This is a genomic window from Butyrivibrio sp. MC2013, assembly GCF_000424585.1.
Lineage (GTDB): Bacteria > Bacillota > Clostridia > Lachnospirales > Lachnospiraceae > Butyrivibrio.
Genome location: NZ_AUKE01000001.1, coordinates 256,701 through 270,394 on the forward strand (window position 1 = coordinate 256,701; position 13,694 = coordinate 270,394).

The following is a 13,694-nucleotide window of genomic DNA, read 5'->3' on the forward strand; positions in this document are numbered from 1 at the left end:
TCACTTACTGCGACCTGCTCTGCGCCTTAGCCAAAGTAGTATCTCCACTCCTATGGCCAGCATGATACAGCCTGCCTTAAAGCCCGGCACAAAATAGGCCAGGATCACGCTGCCTTCATAATCCTCCGGCAGCTCTATGACCGTGAGAGCCCCAAATGCCTGGGACACAGGAAACTGTCTTCCATCAGGGCTGCATGCTTTAAAACCGGCTTCGTATGGTATGGACAAGAGAAGTTTATCATATCCTTTTTGTATATTATCAAAGGTTAGCATCTTTGGTGAAGTCTCTTCCATGATAATGGCATTTTTTCCCGAATAAGAGGCATAGTCACTAAGAGCTTCAAGATCCTCGCTATAGACCAGGAGCCTGCCAAAGTCGGCAGTTTCGGGATAAGAATTCACCTTGAGCTCCAGATCAAATACTTCCCCCTGACTAAAATATCCCAGGTCCAGGACCTTGATGGCAGACATATTGGCATATCCTGATATCAGCTCGCCATTTACTATGACACTCATATCCTGGACAGTATTATCAAGATCTGCCAGATAGAAATAGATATGACCGTCTATAGCCGCAGAGAGGCTTGCCTTCAAGGATACTGAGTCCTGTTCATCGTCTGATATTATATCAGAAGATATGACCGTAGCCTCTCTGAAGATCTCAGGCAGAGTCTCATCCCCTGCAAATGCCCTTGCCATATCCGTCTGGAATATAAAGGGATCATCTTCTGTCAACTCCTCATATACAGGAACCGTGGTGTGAACAGCTGCGGGAAAGAGGATATCCTTTTCCCTGATACCCTCATTTTCTATGAGGTATCTGATACTAAGGATGGCATCTGCAGTATCGGTATTCTCATCCTTGTACTCATCATAGAGGCCGTTATAATTAAAGCCTATAGCCTTTAGAAAATATCTGACAGTCCTGTGATCTCCTGTGCTGTAATGTGAGACCCCGTTATAGCCATGGACCAGGGAATCATTGAGGCTGTCATAGGGATCGCTGACTGTATCCTCTGTCCTGTAATAAACGTCCTCTCCTCCCAGCTCCCGCACCCCGGCTATGGCATCTGACTTAAATGCTATCTTGGCCTGATAATCACTAAGAGTCAGACAGGGCACATAGGACGCCCTGACAATCTTGGCCTGATTGGCAATAAGTTCAAAAGCAGTCATCAGTATGATGATATATAGGGATAGCTGCGAAACAAAGCCTTTTTGACCATAGAGATATATACATGAGAGGCCAAACAAACCTGCGAGGATAAACAGCCCCAAAAGCCCCCATTTCACAGGGAGCCATGCTATGTTAAGTGGTCCTGAGAGCAGGATCAGCATAAGTTCCACGGCTGCAGGAATGAGAAATGCAGCAGCAAGCTGCCTAAAGGGCAGCGGATCCTTCCTGTCAAAGTAGAGGTCAAAAGACTCTGCAGCACAAACGATCATAAGAGCCACAAAGAGAAATGCATAGCGAAAGGGGTATCCGCTGGGCTTATTCATCCCCTGCCAGATCAGATCAAGGGGAGAAAAAGTAAAGCTAAGTATAAGTATGATAAATAGCGTGCCACGAGTGGTCTTATCCTTTATAGCTGTCCTGGAACCTGTAAAATAAATGAACAGAAGCGGTAAAAGCACAGCCCCCGCATAGAGATGAGGCATGCCAAACATCACCTGTCTGCCGTCTATGGCAAAGGGATATAGCTTGGAGAGTATAGCCAGGGGGTTATTAACAGTAAAGCCTGTCATAAGATTCTGCAATATGTTGCCGCTCATGGTCTTCTCACTGAGCCTGAGTTCCAGAAATACAGGGACCATCACAGGCGATATGAGCAGCCCTCCGGTGATCAGCGCTCCTGCAAGAGTGAGCCCGTCCCTAAAGCTGATATCCTTAAGGAGCCATCTGATGATCGCAAAAAGGGCAATGAATATCATCATCATGACAGCGGTATAGTAGTTGAGATAAAACTGAAATGCAGTCAGCAAAGAAGTATAGAGAAACAGCCTGTAATCTCCGGGTTCCCTAAGAAGCTTAAGGGCAAAGTGCAGGAGAATGGGAAACATGACTGCCGCGTCCAGCCAAAGTGGATTTAAAAGAGATACAAATACCCACATAGACATGGAATAGCATAGGGAAAATGCCTCGCCGTGCTTGATTCCCAAGCCGGAGAGAAGTACATTAAAATGAGCCGCGGCAAGACCCATCCTGATAATAAGAAGAATGGTCAGTACTGTGGGAAAAAGGCCCAAAGGAAATAAAGCATATACAAAATTAAGAGGAGATGACATGTAATTGATAAACAGGCCCAGCATGGAACCGCCTATGCCCTTGTGCCTGGAATATACAAGGCTCTCAGATCCCATAAGGACGCGTTTTAGATATGCATAATATTCAATGAATTCGCGCCTAAGATCGTCGTATAGAAAGGTTTCATCCCCAAAAGGAGTGATCCTGAGTAATATGCAGAGCAGAGTCATAAAGCCTGCCCCCAGTATAAATGTGATCAAATATCGTTTCAGATCCTTTTTCACTTAATCCTCCCTTGTGGCCCACAGGGCCCAAACCCATATGTTACATAGTTTACACCCCTGAAATAGGGCTATCAATAGATATATTTTTTGGAATATTTTTTTATGAAAAGGCTAAACTATTCCATATCTTTGTACGATAAAAGTAATATCACAGGTATAGTTTTGCCACAATTGCAAATCATATATAAAGAAGGAGATATACTATGGCCAAAGCAAAGACTGCCGGAAGGGTTAAAAGTGCAAATAAGCCCGAAAAGGCAAAATCCCCCGCAAAGAAAGCTTCCGGAGCAAAAGCCGCTCCCGCAAAGAAAGACAATTCTATTGCAAAGGAAAACTACGGCCCTCGTATTAAAGATCTGCGTATTGCATGCAAGCTCACCCAGGGAGAAGTTGCGCAAGCTCTTGGAGTTACTCCGGGTTATATCAGTAATGTTGAAAACAACCGTACTGCCATGTCCCTGAGGATCCTTATTTACTTTGCCAAACTGACAGGTCAGACTCTGGACTCCCTGGTAGGAGTTGTAGAACCTGACTATACTGAGTCTGCTTTGGATAACAAGCTTAAAGCTCAACTAGCTCAATTATCAGATGCCGATAAAGAGAAGATGTTCAAGACTCTCAAGATATGGTTCTGATAATAAGCTCATATTCCTCATAACACCTTTTCCTTTCAAACCACGAGAAGCGGAGCTTATTGCTCCGCTTTTCTACCTGCTGGCGTGTTTGTAACCAAGTACCCCGGGATAAGAACTATAGCCGGCCTGACTTGGAGGTAATCATGAAAAAAAGCGAAAGTGCTCTGATAAACAAAGCTGCTTTGATAGCCATAGTATTTCTAGGCATAGCCGTTGTAACCGGATTCATACCCGACGTGCTAAATGGCACCTATAGCATCCCAAAATTCCTTGGTGTTATTGCTTTTGCTGTAATCCCGGCAGCAATTGAATTTTATATGTACAGGAATAATCCTGAAGAGAAATATCTCAAAGACATTATCTGTATCTCCTACGGACTTTTCTTTGTATACGTACTGATCACATCCACCAACAGGATGCTCTTCACCTACGTATTCCCCATGTTCATCATAGCCACCCTTTATTCCAATGTTAAATTCTGTATCATCACGGCAGTATTTGCGGATGTATTCAGTATTGCTGCAGGTATTTGGCGACAGATGGATGGTACATTTAACGGTACCACAGCAGAGATGCATATCAGACAGACAGCACCTCTTCTTGTATCCGTATATATGGTCCTGGCGACATATATCAATAACAGGATCAAGCAGATGAGAGTTGAAGCGGTGGAAGAAGAAGCCGCCAAGAATACCCAGATGACAGAGAAGGTGCTCAGTACCACCAAGGCTATGGCAGGTGATATTGACAGTGCCAACAGACAGGCCGAAGAGCTGGCTGAGAAGATGCTGCAGATCAAGGATGCCATGAACCAGGTCACAGCAGGAAGCGATGAAACTGCCACCGCTGTCCAGGAACAGCTGGAGGAAACCGAGAAGATCCAGAGCCATATCACCACTGTCAAGGATGCAACAGGTGAGATCTCCTCCACTATGGATACAGCCATGAATAAGGTGGCAGACGGCAATAGACAGATCGAGCATTTCTCCGGTCTCATAGATGAGACCAGCCAGGCAAATGCTCGCGTTATAGAGCAGATGAGTACCCTTAGCGGATATACAGATCAGATGAATACCATTGTTGAGACCATTCTCAGCATTGCTTCCAATACCAACCTGCTGGCACTCAATGCTTCCATCGAAGCAGCCAGAGCAGGTGATGCCGGCAAGGGCTTTGCAGTAGTGGCAACAGAGATCACTTCACTGGCAGGACAGACACAGCAGGAAACAGAGACTATCACAAAGCTCATCGATAATATCCGCCAGAGCGTTTTGGAAGTAGAAAATGCAGTCAACATGGTGCAGAAGTCCAACGAAGAAAGCTTAAAGGGTGCCGAAGAAGTTAGAGAGAGCTTTGGCGAGATTGAAAAGGAATCCTCACTTGTAAGCTCCAAGTCAGCAGAGCTGGCTCTGGCTGTAACAGAGCTTGAAAAAGCCAATACAGAGATCGTAGAGAGGATCCAGACGGTATCTGCCATCTCAGAACAGGTTACCGCCAATGCCCACGAGACCTATACAGCCAGCGAGGAAAACTCAAGGCTGGTAGACAGCATCAGCGAAACAGTCAATAGCCTCAGTTCCAAGGCCGCGGATCTCACAAGCTAGAATACAATCATGTTCTCACGAAACACGCAGTAAATTTGGACAAAAAACAGCTCTTGCGACTAAAGCAAAAACCTTAGTCGCAAGAGCTTTTTAAAAACGCTATCTGAGCCTTGCAAGAATCAATTCTGAAATATTACCACTTCAGGTCAATGACCAGTGCAGTAGGCTTTGTATAATGCAGAAGTGTACTGTAATCAAATACATCATCATAGCAGAAGCCATATGCCAGATTATCTACTGAATGGTTATGGAAGAAGCCTGAGTAGAAATTGGCAGGTGTATTCTTATAAAAAGCGGATGAATCTGCCCATTTCTCAGGTGTCAGTGCCACACCTCTGTTGATAGCTGCACAAAGCTGAGCCTCTACCACCTTTTCAAGGGATGTACCCTGTGCCAGGGTGCCCTTGCCCTCAAGTGCATCCTGAGTAGTAGGCTTGTGGACTACGATGCCGCTTTCTCCGTTATCCTTGCTAAAGATCATCTGATCACCGTAGGTCCTGCCTCTGAAGGTACCTGCTTCACATGTAAATACCAGATCCTGATTTCTATATTTATCCCAGATCTGATCGATATATGCGTCAAAATAGTGAGCATAGGGCTGGCCTTCGTTAAAGGTCTTCTTGCAGGGAGCCATGATCCTCTTGTTGCCATCTACCAGAGTCTTAAACTCTGAAGGCACTTCTGCTGTAAATGCAGAGAAGATCTCAGACCTGCTGCCGATATCGCCTACAGTCTTGTCATATCTGTCAGCATCTCCGGGTGTGGATATATAGCCGCCCTCACCTACAAGCCTGGATACTACAGGGAAGGAATAGAAATCCACCCTGGTGGTATTGCCCCAGTACTCGCCGCCGGAAATAGTAAACTCTACAAACTCAAAGAGCACATCCTGGTTAGGGTCTGTGGGATTGTTAAGGTCAGGACCTGCAAAGCCCACATTGCCATTTGCATCTTCGTTGATAGTGATATATACGGGAGAGCCGTAGCTGATATACATCCTTCCGGAGGTAATATCAGGCATGTATACATAGTTCTTTTCAGCCAGAGTATAGAATACATCGGAGCACTTTCTGTCTCCTCTTGTGATAGTATTCATGGATGCTGATGCAGGAATGAGATTGCCATTCTTGTCCACATAAGAGAGCTTGCCGCTCTGAGGATCAAAGCCCAGAATGGTCCAGTAGATCTGATCATCCCTGTACTCTCCGCCGGTCTTATTGTTGAATTGGAAGAACATCTGACCGTCTCTCTTTGCGATATCAGTTCTAAGGACGGGCTTGTCGGCATAGTCATTGCCGCCTGATGAACCATTATTTCCGTTACCGGAGTTGTTATTACCTGATCCTGCAGTAGGGTCTGCAGGATCAGTATCTACGGGTACAAATTTCCACATCTGGTTGGCCTGTTTGTCTCCCAGAGCCCACTGGATGATATTGCTTCCGGGGCTCTGAGACCAGGCATCTGCATCCAGAGACTTGGATGAGAGTACGCTGGTGATATAGTAGTAGCCATCCTCTACGGGAGTCAGATTCCACTTCTGATTATCTCCGCCTACGTACTCCCAGAGATGTACATTGGCTCCATTATCAGAAGATACATTTTCAACATCTATTACCTTGCCGGACAGTACGCTGGTCAGCTTCACAGAGCCGTTGTCAGCTTTGGACACTGTCCACTTTTGGTTATCTGCACCTGTCAGTGAATACTGGCAAAGATTTGCTCCATTATCTGTGTTAAAGCCGCTTACATCCAGTACCAGATTACTGTGCTTGTTGTAGATATAATAGCTCTCTTCCTCAATGATAAAGGAAGTGATCTGATCATTCCAATGATTACCTACATAATTGCTGTCTGCGGTGAATACCTTGCTCTCTCCGCCATAGTTTATATCCCAGTATGCTGTCAGCTTATAGCCCAGGGGCACCTTGATAGAAGATACGCTGTCATTGGGGATACCTGCTGCGATCATATCGGACATATTGTATCTGCCCACATCAAAGGTCACAGCCTTGCCACGGTAATCACTGTCAAGGTAGAGGGTTACACCATCACCTGCAGTTATAGTGCCGTTATCTCCGGAACCATTGTCACCTGAGCCGTTATTGTTATCATTCTTATCTTCATCTTTAACAGGCTCAGTACCCTTATCATCACCGCTTCCGCCTGCAGCTGCAGCTGTTAATTCATAGCTTGCCCATGCTGTATCAAGAGCACCATTACCGGGATTATAGGTAAAGAAATAATCCAGTCTATCTCCATCCTTAAGGTCGGAAACTGTATATGTATAATTCCTGTTGCCGTCAGACTTCATACCCACATTCATCTGACCGCCGTTATTTACTTTAAAGTGAAGGTCTGCAAATTCAGCACCCTTTACATAGAAGGTTACGTCTGAGCCGTTCCTGTCAAGGCCGCATACAGCGTCGCCCACGTGATCCTGTACAGGGCCGGCGCCGGTCTCGCCATCGTGATTACCATTGTCACCTGAACCGCCATTGTCACCGCCGTCTCCGGGAGTGTTGCCTGTCTCATCGTGAGAGCCGCCTCCGGGCTGACTGCCTGTATCGCCACCTGCGCCGTGACTGCCTGTGGAGGTGTGCTTGTCATCGCCCTGTGCCTTGTATACACGGACATAATCTACCTGCATGGTAGCGGGTATATCCCCGGGGCCGGGAGCTATCTCATTATCAAACCATCCGCCCACAGCCAGGTTCATGATGATATAGAACTCCTTGTCAAAAGGAGCTGTCTTTGAAGATGAAGCTGTTGTGTACCACTGATCAGAGTTCAGGTAGAAGAAGAGATTGCCATCAACATACCACTTGATCATATTCTCTTCCCAAACAACGCTATAGGTGTGGAAAGCGCTGTCTATGCTCTCTCCGGCAGGGAAGGTATAGGGCTCACTAAGGTTCTTATTGGCAGGCCATGTACCACCAAAGTGTAGCGCACCGCTTGAAGCTTCAGGAATACGTCCTCTTGCTTCCATTACATCGATCTCGCCGGAAGCAGCCCAGGTGCCATATGTATCATCATCAGGCAGAAGCCAGAGTGCAGGCCAGAGTCCGTTACCTGTAGGAAGCTTTGCCCTGAAATCTATACGTCCGTATTTAAATGAGAACTTGTTCTCAGTAGTGATCTTACCTGAGGAATACTGAGCCACACGGCTGGGATCCTGAGGGAAAGACTTGGGTTCTTCATATGCTGTGATATTCAGAGCTCCGTCCTTCACATATACGTTCCTGTCGGAATCTGTATAGTGCTCCAGCTCCTTGTTGCCCCACCCCCATGTACCGGGATCATCATTAATATAATAGCCTGTTACATAGTTCCAGGTGCTGGTATCAAGACTGCTGCCTGAAAACTCATCATCAAATACCAGGTCCCATCCTGCAAGTGCTGTATTATCAGGATCTCCGGGGATGAAATCATCATCGGGAGGAGTGGGCCTTGGAGCATCAGGATTGCCTGTGAAATGGTAGTATACGTAGTTATTGTTTACTGCGCCGCCCTTTTCGCCATTTTCAGGGAAACCGATTCTGAGATCATAATCCTCTGTGAGAGGCTGGAACCAGAGACCATAGATGTAATCCACCCAATAGCCCCACTGGTTCTTTTCGGACATCTTGTTGTAGCCGTTGGCAGCGTATACAAATGTACTCTTGGAGTAATCTCCAAGCTCAACCCAATTGCCGCCTACCTTCAGTTCATATACAAACTTGTCCAGATCTGCCTGCTGAGCGGGTGTGCCGTCGATCTTGGGAAGAGCTATTCCCAGGGCTCCATCCTCGCCTGCTGCATAATCTGTAGTGCCATCATAAGCACTGAGAGTATAGGAATTTCTGTTTACTGTCTGATAATTCAGTGTGTAGACAATGCTGGCACCTGAAGAAACAGACTCCAGCTTAACATTGATGGACTCAGTGAGAGTAAACCAAAGCCCTCCGGGGCCGTCTGTAAAGTGTCCCCAGTTCTGATCATAGATCCAGCCGCTGGCTGCGTTGTTATCTATGCCTACCCAATCAGAGGAGGATACGCTCTTTACATAGACCTTAAGGTCATCGGCAACAGCGTCATAAGGAATAGCAGAGTCGCCGTTAAATACAGGCCATGTAAAGCCTACGCTGCCTGTAGGTCCTGCTGTCAGCTCAGGTCCCTGAGTGGCAGCCATAGAGCTGATAGTAGTGGTATTGATATTGGTAAATTCCAATGTGTAATCAAGATATACTCCTGAAGACTTGGAATAGAGACGCAGCTGTGTAGTCCTTGATACCTTAAACCAGTATCCTGTAAAGCCGCCGTCCTGCCAGTGACCCCAATTGGAGTTATAAGAAAAAGAACTGATATTATCTATGTCAACGTAACTGCCGCCAGTCAGTACGCTTACGGACAGATCGCTGGCTACATCTTCCCAGCTAGCGCTTCCGCCGTTGAATATAGGCATCACAAAACCATAACTTGCTTCTCCCACCCCTGAAGAAGAAAGAACAGGTCCGTCTGTAGGTGAATAATAATCCATTGAATAGATGGTAGCCTCTGCCGCATATGCAGTAGAAGCAGGTCCTCTCATTGCAGCCGGAGCAAATACGCTTCCGAACGCGAGAGCTGCAGCAAGGAGAAGCCCCACTCTTCTCCCGGCCACTTTACGCAGATAGTTACTTTTCATAGTAGCCCTCCTTAATGAATAATAAAAAGATCCTATGAACCCTTACTCTCATTCAGGTTCATAGGACTAATTCTAACGGTTATCGTTTTTTAAAAAGGTGAGCTTTTTTTAAAATAGGTGATATTATTTTATATCGGGAGTCGGCGGAAACTACGGAAAATCATGAGTTTCCGCGGCTTCTTATGGTTATGGCCAATACAATTCATTGACTTTAGCCTCTCATTTACTATCATTATTAATTATAGAGTATTGCTTGCGCAGCAGATGATACACGCAATACCAATAAACCAGTATCCCCACCGCTTACCATCCCAGGAGGAATATCTTTATGTGGTACGAACACGAATCAATATATAAAGAGAAATTTGAAGATCCCAATGCTATATATTTTACAAAAGAAGCTTTTCCGGAGCTTGCAGATGAGGAAAATGACGTCAGCGGGATCCTTCAAAGTGCCATAGACAAGCTGGTAGAGACCCAGGTCTTTGGCATCATCTATATCCCTGAGGGGCGCTATCCTATAAGGGATACTGTACTCATCCCGCCTGCTGTAAGGATCATAGGCTATGGAGGGACGCGCCCGCTATTCTACCTGCCCGGGGACGCAGAAGGCTTTGACGGTGATATAAATATCCCTTCCTATGAAAGCATGGATCCCACGCTGCTTTCAGCTGATGGTTCTCTCCCCGGGGCCAAATATATGTTTTGGTTTATAGGAGACAGAGATACCAAGGCCACCTCTCCACGTGATGCCAATGCTGCAACCTTCTACTCTGCAATATCCAATATAAATTTCAAGATAGAAGGACGCCATCCCGGCGCAGTGTGTATCAGAGCACGCTTTGCCCAGCACAGCTTTGTCAGCCATGCATTTTTTGACATAGGTGACGGCCTGGCCGCAATCTATGACGTAGGTAATGAAATGGACGATCTGACCTTTAAAGGCGGAGACTATGGCATCATCTGCAGGATGTGTTCACCGGGATGGCCCTTTGCCCTTACCGATTCCAGATTCATGGACCAAAAGAAAGCCGGGGTACTTAGCACTAATACCGGATTTACAGGACTGGGTCTGGAATTTAGAAATATGCCAAAGGCTTTTTCTATTTATTTAAAAGACGCCTGGGAAAAGCTCTACCTGGAGAATTGCCGCTTCGCCAATATAACAGATAGCATTATCTCCAGATATGATATCACCAGAAAAATACAGCATACATGCCTTATACACTGCGTAGCAGATGACTGCGCCTTTCTCGTCAAAGAGCTGGAAGATGACTATGCATCTTTTCCCATGGAAGGTATCCACTATATAGACAACTATACCTGCGGCTATATCATGGATGACAGCGGTATGAAGGGTGAGATATCTGAGACTCTCACTGAAACCGACTGCCTGGATATAGTAAGCTTTATTCCTTCTATCAGTCCCATGGACAAATGGGTCAATGTAAAAGAGCTTGGCGTAAAAGGCGACGGTGAAAGCGACGATACCGCTGCCCTGCAGAAGGCCATTGATGAACATGATATTCTCTATCTTCCTCAGGGACTATATAAGATCACAGACAGCCTTATCATCTCAAATGATACCCAGATATATGGCATGTCTCCCATCTCTACAGTTATATTTATCGAGGATCTCACAGAGGCTTTTGATGGTGTAGGCAGTATGAAGGGCCTGATAGAGAGCGCCGAAGGCACAAAGGTGATAATCAGTGGCATAGGCATAGACACCAGAGCCAAGAATCCACGCGCAGCCGGAATCATTTGGAGATCAGATAAAGACTCCTATATGAACGATGTCAAATTCCTGGGCGGTCATGGCAATATGCTCAGAAACGGAGACGATCCATACAGACTGCTCTACAACCCCTCCAGAACAGGAGACTATGATCCTACCAGGATATGGGACAGCCAGTTCCCATCTCTCTATATCACAAGAGGCGGCGGCACCTTTAAGGATATATGGAGTGCCAGTCCCTATGCATCCAGTGGTATCAGCATATCCCATACAGATCTGCCGGGCAAGATGATCCAGATCTCCCTGGAGCATCACGTTAGAAAAGAAATGGAACTCCAAAATGTATCAGGCTGGTCCTTCTATGCTCTTCAAACAGAAGAAGAAAAGGCAGAAGGGCTAAACTGCCAGCCAATGGAGATCACAGGCTGCAGTGATCTTACTTTTGCAGAGTATTTTCTCTTTAGAGTAGTATCTGTAGATGACAGCTATGATACGGGTATCAGGCTATGGAACTCACGTAACTGTTCCTTTTACTGCCTGCATAATAAGGCTCAGATGCAGTATACATTTACACTTACCGCCAGGGATATGGACAGGGATATCCCTGCCAAATCTCCTGACTATGCCCTCCTATATTTTGGAGGAGATGAAGAGGATCCTATTCAGGAGAAGGTGGAGACAGCTATTATAGCTGAGGGCTTTCACTTTGCCCAGGGCGCCTGCCTGGATCAAAAGGGCAATCTCTACTGGTGTGACAAATATACCAAGGAAATCTACAGATATGATAAAACACAGGGCCGTTATGCGCCTTTCATAAGGTGTCCGTTCACCCCTTCTGCTCTGTATATCACTAAGGGCAATAGGCTCATTGTCACAGTAGATTACACAAAAGCCTTTGCTGATATAGATGAGATGGCTAATATGCATCCCGACTTTAGTAATTACCATCCCTTCTATTCATGGTTTAGAAACAGAGGAAGTTATATCTACGAGATCAATATAGATGATCCCATTGGATCCATAACTGTGCCGGGCATAGTATCTGCAGGGGAAGCTGCAGCTGACCCTGATGCAGTACTGATCCGCCCTGCCCATGCCGACTATCCCGGATATTGCACAAAGGCTCTCACTGCTTCTGTGAAGGAATATTATAGATGCGCAGACGGCCACACCTATGTTGAAAAGACTATTGACCTGGGCAGAACTCTGCGCCTCATATCCTTTAGAGGAGGCGAAGATGTACTCATATCAGATGATGCAGACCGCCGCCTTGTAAAGTATACAAGCTCCCCAGACGGCAGCTATTTAGATCCTCAGATAACAGAACATAATGGACAATACGGTTATTATCAGGATACGGAAGGCAATATCTACACAGTAGATGACTACCTATTGTACTATCCTGTAAACGGATCCGAAGAGGAAGATGAAGATGCAGAATATCCGATCAGAATCCCTGTACCGGATGATGCCTACACCATTATCGGCAATGATGCTGCAAGCTACATCATTGGCAGGCATGCGATCTACAAGATAAAGTAATAACAAACTGCTGAAAAAATGTTGATATCCCCTCAAAAACCCTGCTTTTTGAGGGGATATCAACTGTCATCAATTAATTTTAATTAATACTTTGTGCCAAGCATTGATCAAATGAATATTACTATAAGAAATATAATTACAGATTTGCAAAAATATATCCTGAATAATAGGCTTCAACTTTACTTTCCCAAGGCTTATCAATAGAAAGCTGTAGCCTCAACGTTCCAGAATAAACGACCCCACTTACAGAAACAGTAATATTCCATGTCGAAGGAGGAATCGTCCCATAAGGAAAAGCAACCATCACCTCATAATACTTACTCGCAACTATGTTAGTACTATAATCCCCAGCTTCTCGCTCATACACCGTATATGGTATTTCCCCATAAAGGTATCCTTGATCCACGATTCTTTTATTATGGTCTATAGGTACCAATGTCTGTGCTTCTGCACTTAATGCATTGCCGTATATAACACTGGCTAAAATAGTTGCTGTCATCATAAGTTTAAGCAATATCCTCTTTGTCATCAATTCTCCTCCTTCTCAAATACAATATTATACATGAAATCAAGCTTGACACTCCCAAAACCAAAAAAGCCGCATAAATGATCTCATCAATAATGCTACTGATCATCCAATATGTGAAGAGATTGCCTCCTATCCTCGATAGAATTCTAATAAGTACAACCGCAAGTACTACAAAAGATATAATTAATCGAATTTTGATTTTTCTATCCAATTCCTCTTTCATTTTTATCTCCTCCTTGTGTGTATCCGCAATTCCCACTATCCTGTTTACACTTAAATCCAATTCTCGAGATAACGATTCCAACAACGTAATATCTGGTAATGATTTGCCCAATTCCCATTTTGACACAGCTTTATCTGTAACGCCTAATCTTCCCCCCAGCTCTTTTTGGGTATAACCTTTACTTGTTCTTGCTTCTTTGATTACTTTACCAATTTCATTGTTATCCAT

Annotated in this window: 7 protein-coding genes; 3 read left to right on the forward strand and 4 right to left on the reverse strand. The window is 45.2% G+C overall.

All coding sequences use genetic code 11. The features are described from left to right. On the reverse strand, positions 1 to 2,529 hold the full coding sequence (locus tag G636_RS0101050) for a YfhO family protein (RefSeq protein WP_026506501.1): 2,529 nt from the start codon (positions 2,527 to 2,529) through the stop codon (positions 1 to 3). Between the two features lie 203 nt (positions 2,530 to 2,732). On the opposite strand from G636_RS0101050, the gene G636_RS0101055 reads away from it, so the two are divergent. Both G636_RS0101055 and G636_RS0101060 read left to right on the forward strand, forming a co-directional pair. Further along, a complete protein-coding gene (locus tag G636_RS0101055; protein ID WP_081668203.1) occupies positions 2,733 to 3,164 on the forward strand; it encodes a helix-turn-helix domain-containing protein in 432 nt (143 codons plus the stop codon). A gap of 143 nt (positions 3,165 to 3,307) precedes the next feature. Beyond that, the gene (locus G636_RS0101060; protein WP_026506503.1) at positions 3,308 to 4,768 is read left to right on the forward strand and encodes a methyl-accepting chemotaxis protein; all 1,461 of its coding nucleotides are present in this window, start codon (positions 3,308 to 3,310) and stop codon (positions 4,766 to 4,768) included. Positions 4,769 to 4,901: 133 nt separating this feature from the next. On the opposite strand, the gene G636_RS19835 is transcribed toward G636_RS0101060, so the two are convergent. Then, a complete protein-coding gene (locus tag G636_RS19835; protein WP_081668204.1) occupies positions 4,902 to 9,434 on the reverse strand; it encodes a beta-1,3-glucanase family protein in 4,533 nt (1,510 codons plus the stop codon). Positions 9,435 to 9,762: 328 nt separating this feature from the next. Here G636_RS19835 and G636_RS0101075 point away from each other — a divergent pair, with 328 nt between their 5' ends. Beyond that, positions 9,763 to 12,714: a glycosyl hydrolase family 28-related protein gene (locus tag G636_RS0101075; RefSeq protein ID WP_026506504.1), complete on the forward strand. Its 2,952-nt coding sequence runs from the start codon at positions 9,763 to 9,765 to the stop codon at positions 12,712 to 12,714. A gap of 136 nt (positions 12,715 to 12,850) precedes the next feature. Here the strand turns inward: G636_RS0101075 and G636_RS0101080 are convergent, their stop codons facing one another. Next, the gene (locus G636_RS0101080) at positions 12,851 to 13,243 is read right to left on the reverse strand and encodes a hypothetical protein (protein ID WP_026506505.1); all 393 of its coding nucleotides are present in this window, start codon (positions 13,241 to 13,243) and stop codon (positions 12,851 to 12,853) included. Then, positions 13,221 to 13,694: a helix-turn-helix domain-containing protein gene (locus tag G636_RS19185; RefSeq protein WP_051226372.1), complete on the reverse strand. Its 474-nt coding sequence runs from the start codon at positions 13,692 to 13,694 to the stop codon at positions 13,221 to 13,223. Before G636_RS19185 ends, G636_RS0101080 begins: the two co-directional genes overlap by 23 nt.

Coding starts and splice junctions, on each gene's coding strand:
- G636_RS0101075 (WP_026506504.1), top strand. CDS start 9,763: ATGTGGTACGAACACGAATCAATATATAAAGAGAAATTTGAAGATCCC.
- G636_RS0101080 (WP_026506505.1), bottom strand. CDS start 13,243: ATGACAAAGAGGATATTGCTTAAACTTATGATGACAGCAACTATTTTA.
- G636_RS0101055 (WP_081668203.1), top strand. CDS start 2,733: ATGGCCAAAGCAAAGACTGCCGGAAGGGTTAAAAGTGCAAATAAGCCC.
- G636_RS19185 (WP_051226372.1), bottom strand. CDS start 13,694: ATGGATAACAATGAAATTGGTAAAGTAATCAAAGAAGCAAGAACAAGT.
- G636_RS0101060 (WP_026506503.1), top strand. CDS start 3,308: ATGAAAAAAAGCGAAAGTGCTCTGATAAACAAAGCTGCTTTGATAGCC.
- G636_RS19835 (WP_081668204.1), bottom strand. CDS start 9,434: ATGAAAAGTAACTATCTGCGTAAAGTGGCCGGGAGAAGAGTGGGGCTT.